This is a genomic window from Candidatus Glomeribacter gigasporarum BEG34 (assembly GCF_000227585.1).
In the GTDB taxonomy this organism is placed as follows: Bacteria; Pseudomonadota; Gammaproteobacteria; order Burkholderiales; family Burkholderiaceae; genus Glomeribacter; species Glomeribacter gigasporarum_B.
This window is the reverse complement of the sequence record NZ_CAFB01000038.1, coordinates 90,450-105,029: the sequence shown is the minus strand read 5'-3', so window position 1 is coordinate 105,029 and position 14,580 is coordinate 90,450. Positions and strand designations below refer to the sequence as shown.

Here is a 14,580-nt window from a genome sequence, read left to right as displayed (position 1 = left end):
AAGGCTAAATGACTTCTATTGAACCCAATATAGCGCGCCTTTATACGCTGATATGGCGTCCGGGCGCGTCGATGCATCCGTTGTGGTGGAAAATGTTGGAGCTGGACGCATGTCAGCCCGTATATTGCACCATCCCCCACTGCCGGCGCTGGATCGATCAAGCCATTGTGGCGCGCCGGAAATTTCCGGCAGCGGTTGCGCCCTGCGCCTTGACGCCGCTTGAATCGCATGTGCTGAGTCTTTCGGAAAGACTGCCCGCTTTACTGCTTGCGCTGGGTTTATTACGTCTTGCGCAGCCTGAATATTGGGTACTTAAATCCTATCTCAAGGTGGTTCAACCCTATCTAGATGCGGTGTCTTGCGCTCAATTGAATATGTTCTCAACAGCGCGCGCGCCCGAAGGTTTTTATGCGCGGGATACGCGGGCAACCTTAGTTGAACCAGAGCAACTGATCGAAGTCGCGTGGATGCATGGTGCAGCAGCGCTTGCAGGCGCCTTGCCCAACAGGCAGACAGCGCACTCCAACCATGCCTTGCGCGCGCTTGAAATCCTGTTTGCGCCAGGCATTTTTAACACGGTGCCATTAAATAAAACGCCGGCATTGTTTGGACTGAAGATGCTGTTCCGCCTGGCTCGTTTTCTATAAACACCTAGAGCATTCTTCAGCAGCTTGCGGGGCGCAGCGATGCGCTCGCGCCAGTTGCAATCCCGCTGAGAAATGCCCTATTTTCAATAAAACAGGCTTTAAAAACGCAGCCAGCGCGGCTGTGCGAAACTCCTGACCGCAAGCAGCCGCTCCATCCGTACAATATTCGCCCATGCGCGCTGAAGAAAACCCCTTTAATGTACCCGTTGAGTCTCTGAACGGCCTAAGCACATCAGAAGCCATTTTGCATGCAGATGTGTGTTCATTGCTTGAGCGCGCCCAGGCCGTTCTGGGCCGCGCGCAGACTCAGGCGCAGACGATATTGTGCGAAGCGCACGAAGAGGCAATGCAGATTCGCGCGGAGGCGGCCCATCTCGGCGAGACTGAAAAAGAAGCGTTGATCCGTCAGACGCGCGACGAATGGGTTCAACAAGGTCTACAGTGGCTGGTTGAAGAGGCGCGCTTTGAATCCGCGCTTGTGGATCGGATGGAGGCGCGCGTGCGTCATCTATTGACAGCCGTGTTGCGCGAATGGATTGATCATCAGGATCGGCTTGAGCAGCTGGCCCATTGGCTGACTGTCCAGGTGCGCGACCGTGCACAACCCCTTCCGTCCCGCATCCGCTTGCATCCCGATGACCGTGACGCGCTGGCGGCGCGTTTAGCGCAGGAGGGCTTGCCTGAAGCGATTGACTACAGTGCAGACCCGGCTCTGGCTCAAGGACAGGCGATTCTTGAAATGGAGTTTTTACGGATTGAATTCGATCTTGCGCGGCACTGGGAACAGGTTTTGTCGGCATTAAAGGGGTCTTCGGTTCCTATCTAAGGTAGAGATATGTCGAAAGTGTTTGATCCAGTTGACTGACTTATTAAGCCTATAAAAGCAATGAAGTGTTCCTTTGATAAGTACACAAAGGGCGATACCACAATTTTTCATGGTGATTGCCTAGAAGTACTCCCCTCACTTCCAGACAACTCAATTGATCTCGTATTTGCCGACCCCCCCTATAATATCGGCAAAAAGTTTGGGAGATTCAAAGATTCCTGGCCATCCGAAAAGGACTACACGGAGTGGTGTTTTCAATGGCTGGAAATATGTATCCAAAAGCTCAAGTCTTCTGGCAGCCTTTACGTTATGGCCAGCACACAAGCTATGCCTTATTTGGATCTCTGGCTACGTAACCGCCTAACTATTCTTTCTCGCATCGTATGGCACTACGATAGCTCAGGCGTTCAGGCTCGCACATACTTCGGCTCTTTGTACGAGCCAATCCTTTTCTGCGTCAAGAATCCAAAAAGTTATACTTTTAACGCTACAGAAATTGAAGTTGAAACGCGAACAGGCGCTGTCCGAAAACTTATTGACTACCGTAAAGAAGTGCCAACACCGTATAAATCAACGAAAACTCCTGGAAATATCTGGTATATCCCTCGCGTTCGCTATCGTATGCCTGAATATGAACAGCACCCCAGCCAGAAACCAGAGGCACTTCTGAAGCGCATTATCAAGGCAAGCACAAATGTGGGTGATTGTATACTTGACCCTTTTGGCGGTGTATTTACAACATGTGCCGTAGCGCAACAACTCAGTCGCCGCTCGATTGGTATCGAGCTTCAGCTTGACTACATCAAGATTGGTCTTCGTCGGCTTGGTATTGCAAGCCATTTCCAAGGAGAAAAACTGCGCGCTATGGATAAAATTTTTGTGCGTAGAAACGATAAAAATATAGCTGACAGAATTAGAGAAGAAAAGCAATCAGGACTTTTCAATGCTCAAATTTGAAATCATACAGCACTCATTTACCCCGAACATTCTTGATATTCTGAGACGCCATTATGGCGATTATGCAGAAGATGTTTTCCAGGCTAGCCCAGTTCTTGGCTATTTGAATAACAAAACCAAATCTGCAAACCAGGGATCAAAAGCGCGTGGTGCCTTTGCTAATCACTATGCGCTATATGTTGTGGTTGAGGATTACATACAGAAGGGTTTTGCTAAAGGTAAAGCAGAAATACCCTACTCAAAATACCAAGGCGCGAAGTTCTCTGATCTGTTTAGGCGGCAGCGCGAGCTTCCATTCGGTGCAAAGTTTCAAAACCATGCACTCAATGCACGTCTAAACGACGAATTTGAAAAGTTCTATCCGGTCATTAAAAAACCATTGATTGTGCGTGACCTGACAACACAACGGTACTGGATTCAAGAAGACCTTCTTCATGTTACGATACGTCGAAAAGATGGGACTAATCATACATATAATATTGCTTACGCAATTATCGAAATAATAGACGCATATGTTGCTGCAAAAAAAGCAGCTTTCGAGGGTTTCCTTGAAGCTTGCCGCCAAATTTCAGAACTCGGGAAACAAAATCCCAATAGAGCAGTCGATTTTGTAATCCAACAGTTACAGCCGAATGTTGACGCACGCATCTTTGAAATCGTAAGTTATGCGGTTCTCAAGGCGAAGTACGGTCAAGAGACTGTATGGATTGGCGGTACAAAGAATTCAGTTGCTGAAAGGTGGCTTATTCTCTATAAGACCGGGCGAACAAACGCCAACGATGGTGGAATTGATTTTGTGATGAGGCCCTTAGGGCGCTTCTTCCAGGTTACAGAAACAGTCGATGTTAATAAATATTTCCTTGATATTGACAAGGTGCAGCGCTTTCCAATTACCTTTGTGGTTAAATCTAATGAGTCCAAAAATCAAATACGCAATGCTATTCGCGCACAAGCTGTGGCCAAGTATAAAATTGAAGCTGTCGTTAATTCCTATATGGAAGCTGTTGAAGAGATTATCAACATTGAAGATCTTGTAGCTGCCTTCGACATCGTACTCAAAGCTAACCAATTACAAAAAGTTATGGATGAAATTGTTATCCAAAGCAAGGTAGAGTTTAATTATAACGACGAAAATGAAGAAATTAGCAGGATATCCTCTGGCCGCGTTAACAATTAAGCAAAACCAAGTCTGAACTTTTGTTTGAAAGGGAAACACTAAAAAATTTTAAATGATGAGCTATAAGTGCTATTTACGAGAAGCGCAGTGGAAACGGATCGAAGATTGATTGCCAGGACGTGTTGGCACACGAGGGCCGCGCGCCCGTGACAATCGGCAATTCTTGAGGCAGTGTTGTAGTTTTGAAAAACCCGATCTGTATTATTCGGCTATGGTCATATCGCCTGTCGTTGCAAATGGCTCGCTTAATTCATTGTTAACACGACCTAAAACTGATTGAACGATGTCCAATCCTCCTTTTATTGCTCCAGTCCCGCCTGTAACGCCGGTTGCGCGTGAGTACAAGGTCACGCCGGAAGCGCAACAACGCGCGCTGGATGCCCGGCGTTCAGCGCTGGAAGCGGCGCGCGCGGCGCTTGTCGATGTGGATGGCTCGCGCGCGTCTGAACTGCTTGAGCTGGAAGGTTTAATCCGCTTTGGTTCAACGCGGCGCGCAAAACAGCGCATGGACGGCTCGGAAGAAGCGGTCGAGTACGCGAGCGCGCAACTGAAGCAATTGACCGACCGCCTGGGAGAAGCAGATCGCGCCGTGCTCAAAACGCTCGCCGCGCATTTTCCGGATTTAGGCGCCGAGGCCGATCCGCTGGCCCGTTTGATGTCGGCGCGGCTTGCGCCGGGACCCGCCACGCTGTTACTGGCCGCAGCGCAGGCGGGCGCTGACGAGGTTCGCCTGCGCCGGTTAAAAGAAGCATTGGCGCGCCTGCTCAAGCAGGCGTATGGCGAAGTCCACTTCAGCCTGTTTTCATGCTTGACCTTTGGAAACGATCCGCAACAGTGCAATGAGATGAAGCGGCTCTACCATACGATGGTCAATGAAGGCGGGACCATGAGCGCGCTGTTTAAATCCCTGATGCGGTTGCCTGACCGTGAAATGCGGCTACGCATGCTTTTATGCGCGGTGGCATGCGAACTTTCGGGCGCGGACCCGTCCGTGCGCGGCGCGCGGCTCGCCGCAGTTGTGAATGATATTCGCCGTTTATTGATCTTTCTGGGTTTGAACGAAACCTGTCAGGACACCGCGGCGCGCTTGATGCAACCGGATGGTATTGGTATTGCGGCTCAGGTGGATCTGGATAGCGATACCGTTCTGATGGAACTGATTGAGACTTCCGAGCAGGCGTGGATTGACGCGGATAGTCTTGAACTGCGTTTCGGCGCCTTAGGCATTTATCATCTGTCGGCGAAACTGCGTTGTGCGCGCGCCTTTCAGGAAATCTGGAATTATCTGCCCGGCCCGTTTTTTGACGATGACAATGATAAGCGCCAACAGATTCTGACCGCATTTAAAGAGTTGACAATTGCGCTGGCGGAACAAGAGGAAGAGCTGCTTTAGAGCCTGTTCACGATCTGTGGCGAGCGCCTGTCAGCCAAGGAGGGCTCGCCGGAACGCTGCCCGAGGGACCCGCGAAGCGGGATCGGGCCGTGAAGGCGGGCCACAAGCCGCGCGGCAACCCGGCGGGCAGTGCGCCGCTCCGGGGTCGCCTCCATCGCAAAGCGATGGAGGCCTGCTCCGCCCTGCACGGCGCAGCGCAGGAACCGGAGCATATACATCTATATGTGAGGATTCCGAGCACCGCCCGACGCAGGCTCACGGGCGCGCAGTAAGATCGTGCACAGGCTCTTAGAAAATGAACGATGGACTCCACAGCACAATCCCGCCTCGATGAATTTGTCCGGAATATGCGCGCGCCGGTGCAACAGGAGGACAATTTTCTGACCTGGCAGGAAGAGCCGTTCCGCTTTATCGTCGAGCCGCAGGAGACGCATCTGATCATCAGCATTGAGCAGACAGCGCTGGAAGCCGACAGCGAACGACAGCTCCTGGAATTGTACCGGCGTGCGGCGCCGCAGCGTTTTATGGGGCTGCCGGTGCGGATTTATCAGCAGAATGCGTCAATGACGGGCACGCTGGCATTACCGTGGGACGCGGTCGAGACTGAACATTTGCTTAAGCTATGCGATGCATTACGCCATTTGTTTGAGTCAGCCTCATTGAATACCACCGATTAACGAAGCGACGCCGTGCAAGCCACTGAACCATGCTCTAAGAACGGATGAAAAACTTTAATGACATGATCACGGCCTTGCTGCAGGCCGTCTCAAAACGGCAGGACATTGTGCTGGTCACCATTGTGATTACAGCCGTGTTCATGATGATTCTGCCGTTGCCCACACTGCTTGTGGACGCGCTGATTGCAATCAACATTACCCTCTCAGTGCTAACGCTGATGATTGCGATTTATATGCGCAATCCGCTGGACTTCTCTGTTTTCCCCGCGCTTTTGCTGATTACAACGCTGTACCGTCTAGCGCTGACGATTACCACCAGCCGTTTGATTCTGTTGCAGGCGGACGCGGGAGAGATTATTTACGCCTTCGGTAATTTTGTGGTGGGCGGTAATGTGGCGGTGGGCATTATTATCTTTGCGATTATTACCGTCGTCCAGTTTATTGTGATTACCAAAGGCGCCGAGCGCGTCGCCGAAGTCTCCGCGCGTTTTTCTCTGGACGGCATGCCGGGTCGGCAGATGAGTATCGACGGCGATATGCGCGCTGGCGCATTAACTGCAACGGACGCCAAACAAGCGCGTGAACTCCTTTTGAAGGAAAGCCGTTTTTACGGCGCAATGGACGGGGCGATGAAGTTCGTCAAAGGAGATGCGATCGCCAGCATCATTGTGGTCATTGTCAATATTGTGGGGGGAATTGCCATCGGAGTGATGCAGCAGGAGATGAGCGCGGCTCAAGCCATCTCTACCTACGCTATCCTGTCGGTCGGCGATGGTTTGATTGCGCAGATTCCAGCGCTCTTGATTTCAATTGCGGCGGGCTTGATCGTGACCCGTATCCAGGGAACGGAAAAAGAAAACCTCGCGACCCAAATGTTCAGGCAATTGGTCGCGCAGCCTTGGGCATTATTGATGGTCAGCGGCGTGTTGGTACTATTCGCGTTATTGCCGGGTTTCCCCACCGTTATTTTCGCCCTGCTTGCCGCGATCATTGTCAGTTTCTGGTATCAGTTGCGGCGTCGCGCGCGCAGCGGCTCAGGCGCGCGCGACGCGCAGGATGCGCAGGCGCCCCCCCCGTCGGGCAAAGCGGAACTGCCGCCCGCGTTGCGCGTGCTTCTGGGCCCCGGCGTTGCGGACCATGCGCGACTGAAAGAGACGCTGGAGCGCTTCTGCCAGATCAAATTCGATGTCCTGGGCATCCATCTGGCCATGCCGGAACTGGTTGAAAAGCCTGAATACGCGCCAGGCGCGGTTGAAATCCAGTTATCCCTGGTGCCTGCCGTGTCCTTGAATGTACCCGCGCAAACCAGATTGGTATGGGCAAGCGCGCGTGCGCTTGAAATGGAAGCGACGGAAGTGTGTCTGCCGTGGGGGCGGGTATTTTCATGGCTCAGGCCAGACCAATATGAGGCCGCAAAGCAGAAGGGATTAACCGTTCATGCCGCCGAGCAGCGGATTATTGAATTGCTGGATGCGGTGCTGGCGCGTTATGCGGAAAACTTTATGGGGATGCAGGAGACGCGCGCGCTATTCGATGCGCTTGAAAAAACACATCCTGAGCTGGTGCGCGAAGTATTGCGCGCCATGCCGCTCCACAAAGCGGCGGAGATTATGCGGCGCTTGATTGCGGAGCAGATTCCGGTGCGCGATCTGCGCTCGGTGTGCGAAGCGATCGTGAACTGGTCGCATAAAGAAAAAGACGTAGTGCTGCTGACTGAGTACGTGCGGATTGCACTGCGCCGTCACGTGTGCCATATCTTCGGCGGCCCCAGGCAACAGATTTCCGCGCTGATGATTGGCGAGCGGATTGAGGCCATGATCCGCGAATCGATCCGGGAAACCTCCGCTGGAACGTATTCCGCGCTGCCGCCCGATAAAACCGGACCGATTCTGAATCTGATCAAGGCGCAGCTCGAACGCCATGAACTATTGCGTCCGGTTCTGGTCACCGCGATGGATGTGCGCCGCTATCTGCGCAAAATGATCGAGCGCAATTATTTTGCAACGCCGGTATTATCCAATCAGGAATTGATTGACGACCTCAATGTGAACGTGCTGGGCAATATTGAACTGTTTGATGAAAGCAATGCGCCCGCCGAAGCTGCCTGATCTTGAGCGCCTGGCGCAGCAGCTGGCGCAGCGGCTGGACGCGCATGCGGTGATGAACGCCTCTGGCGCGCGCAGTATTGGCGCCGTGCGCCGGGTGAATCCAACGGTATTGCACGCCCGCCTGCCCGGCGCGCAATTGGGCGAATTGTGCCAGGTCGGCGCGCAGGGCCTGCGCGCTGAAGTGATTGGGCTGCACGAAGAAACGGTGATTCTGTCCCCGTTTGAGGAACCCCTGGGGATTGCGTGCGGCGCGGATGTCGAACGACTTGGCAGGCCGCTCGAAATTGAGCTTGGGGAGCATCTGATTGGCGCGGTGCTCGATGGTTTTGGCCGCGTGCTGCGCGCCTCAAGCGCCACAGTGTCTGGCGCTCGCAGCCGGCGTTCGATTGTGGCGAATCCGCCCGATCCGCTGGCGCGCCCCTTGGTCCATGAACCGCTGCTGTTCAGCGTGCGCGCAATCGATGCGCTCCTGACTTGCGGAAAAGGGCAGCGGATCGGCCTTTTTTCCGCCGCAGGGGTCGGCAAAAGTACCCTGCTTGGGATGATGATGCACGGCAATCTGGCCGATGTCGTGATTCTGGCGCTGGTCGGCGAGCGGGGCCGCGAAGTGCGTGAGTTTATTGACCGCGTATTTGATGAAACGATGCGCGCGCGTGCGATCATTATCGTTGCAACCTCTGATAAACCGGCGCTTGAACGCTATAAAGCCGCGTACACAGCGACGACCATCGCCGAATATTTCCGCGAGCAAGGCAAGGATGTACTGTTACTGTTCGATTCCATCACGCGTTACGCGCGCGCCGCGCGCCAGCTCGCAATCGCGGCTGGAGAACCGATGTCGGCGAATGGTTGGCCGCCGGGCGTATTTGCAGCATTGCCGCGTCTTCTGGAACGCGCCGGGCCGACAGCCTGCGGCTCCATCACCGGCGTCTATACGGTGCTGGTCGAGGGCGATAATATGAACGAGCCGGTCGCTGATGAAGTGCGTTCAATTCTGGACGGTCATATTATCCTGTCGCGCGCGCTGGCCGAGCGGCATCATTACCCGGCGATTGATGTGCGCGCGAGCATCAGCCGCGTGATGCCCCATGTTGCGCCATCCGATTTGCAGCAGCACGCGGCCAAGCTGCGCCGGCTTCTGGCGCGTTATGATGAGATCGATTTGCTGGTGCGCGTTGGGGAATACCAGCGGGGTTTCGATGCCGAGGCCGACGAAGCGCTGGACCGGCGCGCCGCCATTGAGCGTTTCCTGTGCCAGCCGACGGCGGAGTCTGCTGATTTGGACAGGCTCCAGGCTACGCTCCAGCGCGTCGTGCAGGAGCCGGTTGCGGCTGCGCCTGCGGCGGAATAAAGAATGTGGTCACGCTTGCTTGCCATCAAAAACCATCGGGAACACCGACTGCGGGCTGAAATCAACCGTATCCATGCGCAGATACGCGCGCAGACGGGCGCGCTTGAAGACATCCGCCGGCAAAGGGTCGAGAGCGCGCAGCGCTGGCGCAAACATAGCCAGAAAACCTGTACCGGAAAAGCAGATCAGTTACATCAACTGCGCAGCGAACTCAACCATTTTTATACTGCCGATCTGCAGTTTCAAAAAGAGGGCGAGCGCCTTCAGAAAGAAATGGAAGATTCGCACAAACAGCGCGCCGAACTTGAGGAAGCGCTGAAAAAATGCATTAAAAAGCAGGAAAAATTACAACTCGTTCACCCTATGGAGCAATGACAACTTCCATCTATAAAAGCGACGGCTCAATGCGCGCACAGGACGCGCCTGCGAGACAGCCAGAGGCGGCATCGGAAGCGCAGCAGCGGTTTAAGCAATTGCTGGCCGAGCTGAAAGGGCGGAGCCAGCGCGCAAAAACCGCAGAAGAGGACGCGGCGACAGAAAGGCCAGATTGTCCGCCGGGCGCGCCTGCGTTTCCATTGCCTGTCCATCCGGGCCAGATAGGCGCGGCAGAGCTGCACCGCGCGGAAGGCGCACGCAGCGTAACAGGCGTTTCCGCGCCGGGCAACGCTCTGCAGGCGGATATCAGCGCCGTGCTGCATGCGTTGACTGAAGCGGTATGTTCGCCAGCAGCGCCTGCGGATTCGCAGCCGACCGTGAACAGCGAAAGTGTATCGCTTCGCGTCGAGGTGTTATCAGGAGGGCCGCTGACGGGCGCTCAAATGATCGTCGCCGCTTCGCAGGGCAAAGTCAAAATGACTGTGCGCGTCGCAAACCATGAGCAGCGCACGGCGTTGGAGTCGATTCGCGGCGCGGTGGCCAGTAAAGTCCGTTCACTCGATCAGTTCGAAATTCAATCTGAACCAGAGAGCGATGTAAATGTCTGAGGCGGCGGATTTGGAGGCTTATTTTGACCCGCCCGTCTGGCCGGCTGAGCTTGGCGCTTTGCATGGCATCATCGGATTGGGGCGGCGCGCCCAGACGGATGGCGTTTGCTTGTGGCTTTCGCTGCGGGCAAATCGAATGGGCGGAGCAGCATGTCCGCTCTTGCCCATTGAACTCACATTAGAAGGGCACACCGTTTACGCATGGGTTGAGGAAACGGCTTTTACCGAATGGCTGGAACCGGGTTTTCCCATTCCCGGGATCGCAGCGCTCACCGCGCAGTTACAGTGCGCCGCGTGCGCGTGGACCTTGGCGCCGTGGTTCAACTGGTGCGCGCAGCACGAATTATCTGCGCCCTCGCTTAAAGCATTCGGAGAGACAGCGGCGCAGCCCGAAACCGTTTCTGAGCCTGTCTCTATCCTATTAACGCTCGCTTCTGAGCATACGGAGACCGGCCCCAGGCGTCTGGATTTGAGGCTCACCGGTTTTCCCTATGCGTGGCTACACGCATTCGCATGCAGTATGAGCGCGCATCCGGAGCCGCGCGCGCAGACGCGCCAGATCGATGTGATGGCGAGCGCGGGATTTGCGCGCCTTGCGGTGCGGCAACTGGCCGGGCTGCGCGCAGGCGATGTGGTATTTGCAGCGGTTCAAGCGCCTTTATCAGAAGGCAGAGTGTTTTGCAAAATCGGCGCGCTTTTTTTTCAGGCGCGCCGGATCGACCCCAATCATTTTGAAGTGGAACGCATCATGACGGACTTGGACGAAGAGCCAGGGATGGCTTCTGACACGGCCCAGTGTATACCTGAACCCGCGGTTGGAGACCTGCCGGTTACGCTGGTGTTTGAAATTGGGCGCATGACGACGCCGTTATCTAAACTGGCTGATCTGCAAACCGGAGATGTACTGGAGACAACCTTCGAGACCGCGCCCGACGTTGGCATCCGCGCGCAGGGAAAGCTGATCGCATCGGCAAAACTGGTTCGAGTGGGCGAGCGTCTCGGCGCGCAGATTACCCAGATGATGCGTTTGGAACCTCAGCCGCAACAGGACGCTGATCTCTCAAAGCCAGAGGAGCAATCTGTTGAGCAGCCTATAGAGGATGATGCGCTCAAACCGGAAGGGACGGATCACGGTAATGAATCTGCTTGATCATCCCGTCCAACTGATTGTTTTTCTTTTTCTATTATCCGTATTGCCGTTGCTGGTGATACTGGGCACTTCCTTCCTGAAAATCTCGGTCGTGCTGGCGCTGTTGCGGAATGCACTCGGCATCCAGCAAGTGCCGCCGAATATGGCCTTATATGCAATCGCGCTGATTTTAACGGCCTATATCATGGCGCCGGTGGGCTTTCAGGTCAGTGATGCGTTAAAAGAACACCCGGTGGATTTCAGCTCTCCGGCTTCTGTTGCGCAAATCGATGACAGTGTGCTCTCGCCTTACCGGCGTTTTATCAAACAGCATACGCCGCCGCGCCAAATCAGGTTTTTTATGGAGATTGGACGACGCACCTGGCCCGAATACTACAAAGAGCGGCTCGATGCGGGTTCTTTATGGGTGTTGATTCCGGCATTTGCCGTCAGCCAGTTGATTGAAGCGTTCAAAATCGGCGTGCTGCTTTTTCTGCCCTTTCTGGCAATTGATATGATTGTGTCCATCCTGCTGCTTACGCTTGGCATGATGATGGTGTCCCCGCTGACAATCGCGTTGCCGTTCAAGATTCTGCTTTTTGTATTGATGGGCGGCTGGGAAAAACTGCTTTCACAACTCATGCTGTCTTACTCATGAATGAGGCGATTCTGATCCATTTGACCACGCAGGTATTATGGATTGTCATGCTGCTTTCGCTGCCGGTGGTCGCGGCTGTGACAGTGGTCAGTTTAATTGTGAGCGTGCTGCAAACGCTGACCCAATTGCAGGACCAGACGATGCAATTCATTTTCAAACTCGTGACGACCGCAGTGGTTCTGTCTATTGGCTATCGGTGGATGGGCTTAACGCTGTTGCACTATAGTGAGCTTGCATTCAGTCAGTTGTCCATGATACGGCGCTAACTAGAGCATGTTTCAGTGGCTTGCCCTGTGTCGCCTCGCGCTCACCGTATGAGCTCGCTGCGGGGTCGCCTCCATCGCTGCGCGATGGAGACCTGCTCCGCCTGCATCGATCCCCATACTGTCTTCGCGCTCGCGCCAGTGGCAATCTCACTGAAACATGCTCTAGCACTGCGGCGCGGCTCAGGCGGTCGTTCAGCGCAGTCCAAGCAGGCGCTTCAGGCAAAATTTCAACCAGAATGCGCGCGCAGCCCAACGTATCGAGTTGACGCAGCAATTGGTATAGTCCGCGCGCGTAGGCGGTAGGCGTAGAGGACGCCATCACAATATGCACGCGGGAATATTGCGCTGCGCGTTGCATTAGGCGCTCGGCAAAATTACCCCTCCCTAGCACGGCGATGCGTTCGCCGTGCTGGCGCGCTTCATCCAGCGCGCGCGTGATCTCTTCTTGGGTGCGCAGAAAAAGCGGCGTGCGCGGCGCGTAGTGCGCACGCAGCATGCCGGATACGCGCGGCGCGCCGTCCTTCGCCTCCGATTCGTTGCGCGGCATTTCTCCAAGCGCTTCGGCAATCTGCGCGGCGCAAATGCAGCCGGGACGCAACACCGCCGGAAAACCGCGCGACAGATCGACAATCGTCGATTCAATCCCGACCGCGCACGCGCCGCCGTCGAGCACCGGCACTGCATCGCCGAACTCATCGCGCACGTGTTGCGCGGCGGTCGGACTCACGCGCCCGAAACGATTGGCGGATGGCGCGGCGATGCCCCGTTGCGGCGTCCCTTTGATTTTTCCTAAATGATGAAAGGCATTCAGCAATGCCTGCGCGAGGGGATGCGCGGGACAGCGCAAACCGATTGAAGGCTGGCCGCCGCTAACGGCGGCGGGAATATGCGCGGCGCGCGGCAAAATAAGGGTGAGCGGCCCTGGCCAGAACGCATCGATCAACACGCGCGCCGCGCGCGGCATCGCGCCGTGAATCCAGTAAGCGGGATCGGCATTGAACCCAAGATGCACAATCAAAGGATGCGTGGCCGGACGGCCCTTGAGCGCGTACACGCGCGCAATCGCAGATGGGTTTTGCGCGTCAGCGCCGAGTCCGTAAACCGTTTCCGTCGGAAAAGCGAGCAGTTGACCGGCGTCTAAAAAAGCGGCTGCGCGCTGAATTTCGTTTCCGTTCGCGCAGTGCTCAACAGTCATTGCAAAGAATGGGTTAAATGAATTAAATGGGTTTAAAAGGGGGAAATGCCAAGTTGTTGCGCGGCGCGGCGCGCGTTTTCAAGTGCATGATCGAGTGTTGCCGCGGTGCATGTCAAATGCCCCATTTTGCGGCCGATGCGTGCCTGCGGCTTGGCATATAGATGCAGATGCGCGCCCGGCAATGCGGTCGCCACATGCCAGGGCGGCGTTTGTTCCGCGCCTTCAACAAACCAGAGATCGCCAAGCAGATTCAGCATCACTGCAGCCGAATGCTGGCGGGCCTCGCCAAGCGGCAAGCCGGTCAGCGCGCGGACTTGCTGCACGAACTGGCTCGTTACGCAAGCGTCGATGGTGTAATGACCGGAATTATGCGGACGCGGCGCGATTTCGTTCACGAACAGGGCGCCGTCCCGCAGGATAAAGAATTCAACGCACAGCATGCCAACATAATCCAGTTGTTCAGCAATCGCGCGCGCTGCATGCGCAGCCTGTTCGGCCAGCGCTGAGGGGATGGGCGCGGGCGCAAGCGTGCGCGCCAGGATGCCGTTGCGATGCATATTGTGCGCTAATGGGTACATCGCGGTTGCGCCATCCGCGCCGCGCGCAATCAGCGCAGAGATTTCGTCGGCGATGGGAAGCTGCTTTTCAATGATGCATGCGACATGGCCAAGCGCTGCGTAGGCGCGCCGCAATTCATCCGCATCTTTGACATGAACCTGGCCTTTGCCGTCATAACCCAGACGGGCGGTTTTCAGAATACCGGGCAACACGGCGGTCAAATCCGCGGGGGTCAGCGCAGCCAGCGCGGATACGGAGGCGATCACCCGATACGGTGCAACTAGAACGCCACAATCCGCAATGAAACGCTTTTCCGCCGCGCGGTCCTGCGCGATAGCAAGGCAATGCGCGCCGGGGCGTACACAGGCGAGGCGCGCAAGAAACTCCAGACAATGCGCGGGAATATTTTCAAATTCGGTTGAAATGGCGGCGCACCGCTGGCCGAATTCAACCAACGCCGCCTCGTCCTCATAATCCGCGCACAGATGCGCATCCGCGACAGCGCCCGCGATGCAGCGAGGGTCTGGATCGAACACGCAAACGCGATATCCCAGCCGCTGCGCGGCAAAACAGAACATGCGGCCTAACTGGCCGCCGCCGAGTATGCCCAGCCAGGCGGTGGGCAGGATGGGCATAAGAGATTCTGACATGAAGG

At 55.5% G+C, this 14,580-nt stretch carries 15 protein-coding genes and 1 pseudogene; 14 read left to right on the top strand and 2 right to left on the bottom strand.

The features are described from left to right. Positions 1-8 precede the first annotated feature (8 nt). The 14 genes from CAGGBEG34_RS09595 to sctS all read left to right on the top strand — a co-directional run bounded on the left by CAGGBEG34_RS09595 (position 9) and on the right by sctS (position 12,172). Entirely contained in the window at positions 9-647 is a 639-nt protein-coding gene (locus tag CAGGBEG34_RS09595; protein ID WP_006682465.1) for a type III secretion system domain-containing protein, read from the top strand. Between the two features lie 172 nt (positions 648-819). Continuing rightward, complete coding sequence (locus CAGGBEG34_RS03405) at positions 820-1,473, top strand: FliH/SctL family protein (RefSeq protein WP_006682464.1); 654 nt, start codon at positions 820-822, stop codon at positions 1,471-1,473. 60 nt (positions 1,474-1,533) lie between these two features. Next, a complete protein-coding gene (gene yhdJ, locus CAGGBEG34_RS03400; protein WP_006682463.1) occupies positions 1,534-2,430 on the top strand; it encodes an adenine-specific DNA-methyltransferase in 897 nt (298 codons plus the stop codon). After that, entirely contained in the window at positions 2,417-3,607 is a 1,191-nt protein-coding gene (locus tag CAGGBEG34_RS03395) for a hypothetical protein (RefSeq protein WP_006682462.1), read from the top strand. Before yhdJ ends, CAGGBEG34_RS03395 begins: the two co-directional genes overlap by 14 nt. Before the next feature lie 283 nt (positions 3,608-3,890). Further along, the gene (locus CAGGBEG34_RS03390) at positions 3,891-5,000 is read left to right on the top strand and encodes an HrpJ domain-containing protein (protein WP_006682461.1); all 1,110 of its coding nucleotides are present in this window, start codon (positions 3,891-3,893) and stop codon (positions 4,998-5,000) included. Positions 5,001-5,089: 89 nt separating this feature from the next. Next, positions 5,090-5,272, top strand: coding sequence for a hypothetical protein (locus CAGGBEG34_RS03385; protein WP_006682460.1), 183 nt, complete (start codon positions 5,090-5,092; stop codon positions 5,270-5,272). Between the two features lie 30 nt (positions 5,273-5,302). Further along, positions 5,303-5,677 carry a hypothetical protein gene (locus CAGGBEG34_RS03380; protein WP_006682459.1) on the top strand — a complete coding sequence of 125 codons (375 nt, stop codon included), beginning with the start codon at positions 5,303-5,305 and terminating at the stop codon, positions 5,675-5,677. Between the two features lie 44 nt (positions 5,678-5,721). Beyond that, complete coding sequence (sctV, locus tag CAGGBEG34_RS03375) at positions 5,722-7,785, top strand: type III secretion system export apparatus subunit SctV (RefSeq protein ID WP_042687934.1); 2,064 nt, start codon at positions 5,722-5,724, stop codon at positions 7,783-7,785. Then, positions 7,754-9,136, top strand: coding sequence for a FliI/YscN family ATPase (locus tag CAGGBEG34_RS03370; protein WP_238984948.1), 1,383 nt, complete (start codon positions 7,754-7,756; stop codon positions 9,134-9,136). The genes sctV and CAGGBEG34_RS03370 overlap by 32 nt, the downstream gene beginning before the upstream one ends. 3 nt (positions 9,137-9,139) lie before the next feature. Then, positions 9,140-9,511, top strand: coding sequence for a hypothetical protein (locus CAGGBEG34_RS03365; protein ID WP_006682456.1), 372 nt, complete (start codon positions 9,140-9,142; stop codon positions 9,509-9,511). Continuing rightward, entirely contained in the window at positions 9,508-10,119 is a 612-nt protein-coding gene (locus tag CAGGBEG34_RS03360) for a hypothetical protein (protein WP_006682455.1), read from the top strand. Before CAGGBEG34_RS03365 ends, CAGGBEG34_RS03360 begins: the two co-directional genes overlap by 4 nt. Next, positions 10,112-11,269 (top strand): type III secretion system cytoplasmic ring protein SctQ, encoded by a 1,158-nt coding sequence (gene sctQ / locus CAGGBEG34_RS03355; RefSeq protein WP_006682454.1) that lies wholly within the window; start codon positions 10,112-10,114, stop codon positions 11,267-11,269. Before CAGGBEG34_RS03360 ends, sctQ begins: the two co-directional genes overlap by 8 nt. Continuing rightward, the gene (gene sctR / locus CAGGBEG34_RS03350; RefSeq protein ID WP_006682453.1) at positions 11,256-11,906 is read left to right on the top strand and encodes a type III secretion system export apparatus subunit SctR; all 651 of its coding nucleotides are present in this window, start codon (positions 11,256-11,258) and stop codon (positions 11,904-11,906) included. The genes sctQ and sctR overlap by 14 nt, the downstream gene beginning before the upstream one ends. Continuing rightward, positions 11,903-12,172, top strand: a complete 270-nt coding sequence (gene sctS, locus CAGGBEG34_RS03345) for a type III secretion system export apparatus subunit SctS (RefSeq protein ID WP_006682452.1) — start codon at positions 11,903-11,905, stop codon at positions 12,170-12,172. Before sctR ends, sctS begins: the two co-directional genes overlap by 4 nt. A 169-nt stretch (positions 12,173-12,341) precedes the next feature. On the opposite strand, the pseudogene CAGGBEG34_RS03340 reads toward sctS, so the two are convergent. Both CAGGBEG34_RS03340 and CAGGBEG34_RS03335 read right to left on the bottom strand, forming a co-directional pair. Then, positions 12,342-13,367: pseudogene (locus CAGGBEG34_RS03340) on the bottom strand (L-threonylcarbamoyladenylate synthase); the annotation flags it as partial. Between the two features lie 32 nt (positions 13,368-13,399). Continuing rightward, positions 13,400-14,575, bottom strand: a complete 1,176-nt coding sequence (locus CAGGBEG34_RS03335) for a 5-(carboxyamino)imidazole ribonucleotide synthase (RefSeq protein ID WP_042687928.1) — start codon at positions 14,573-14,575, stop codon at positions 13,400-13,402. Between the last annotated feature and the right edge of the window lie 5 nt (positions 14,576-14,580).

Bases quoted from the DNA above. Each gene is read 5' to 3' on its own strand.
- CAGGBEG34_RS09595 (WP_006682465.1), top strand. From the start codon at position 9: ATGACTTCTATTGAACCCAATATAGCGCGCCTTTATACGCTGATATGG.
- CAGGBEG34_RS03405 (WP_006682464.1), top strand. From the start codon at position 820: ATGCGCGCTGAAGAAAACCCCTTTAATGTACCCGTTGAGTCTCTGAAC.
- yhdJ (WP_006682463.1), top strand. From the start codon at position 1,534: ATGAAGTGTTCCTTTGATAAGTACACAAAGGGCGATACCACAATTTTT.
- CAGGBEG34_RS03395 (WP_006682462.1), top strand. From the start codon at position 2,417: ATGCTCAAATTTGAAATCATACAGCACTCATTTACCCCGAACATTCTT.
- CAGGBEG34_RS03390 (WP_006682461.1), top strand. From the start codon at position 3,891: ATGTCCAATCCTCCTTTTATTGCTCCAGTCCCGCCTGTAACGCCGGTT.
- CAGGBEG34_RS03380 (WP_006682459.1), top strand. From the start codon at position 5,303: ATGGACTCCACAGCACAATCCCGCCTCGATGAATTTGTCCGGAATATG.
- sctV (WP_042687934.1), top strand. From the start codon at position 5,722: ATGAAAAACTTTAATGACATGATCACGGCCTTGCTGCAGGCCGTCTCA.
- CAGGBEG34_RS03370 (WP_238984948.1), top strand. From the start codon at position 7,754: ATGAAAGCAATGCGCCCGCCGAAGCTGCCTGATCTTGAGCGCCTGGCG.
- CAGGBEG34_RS03365 (WP_006682456.1), top strand. From the start codon at position 9,140: ATGTGGTCACGCTTGCTTGCCATCAAAAACCATCGGGAACACCGACTG.
- CAGGBEG34_RS03360 (WP_006682455.1), top strand. From the start codon at position 9,508: ATGACAACTTCCATCTATAAAAGCGACGGCTCAATGCGCGCACAGGAC.
- sctQ (WP_006682454.1), top strand. From the start codon at position 10,112: ATGTCTGAGGCGGCGGATTTGGAGGCTTATTTTGACCCGCCCGTCTGG.
- sctR (WP_006682453.1), top strand. From the start codon at position 11,256: ATGAATCTGCTTGATCATCCCGTCCAACTGATTGTTTTTCTTTTTCTA.
- sctS (WP_006682452.1), top strand. From the start codon at position 11,903: ATGAATGAGGCGATTCTGATCCATTTGACCACGCAGGTATTATGGATT.
- CAGGBEG34_RS03335 (WP_042687928.1), bottom strand. From the start codon at position 14,575: ATGTCAGAATCTCTTATGCCCATCCTGCCCACCGCCTGGCTGGGCATA.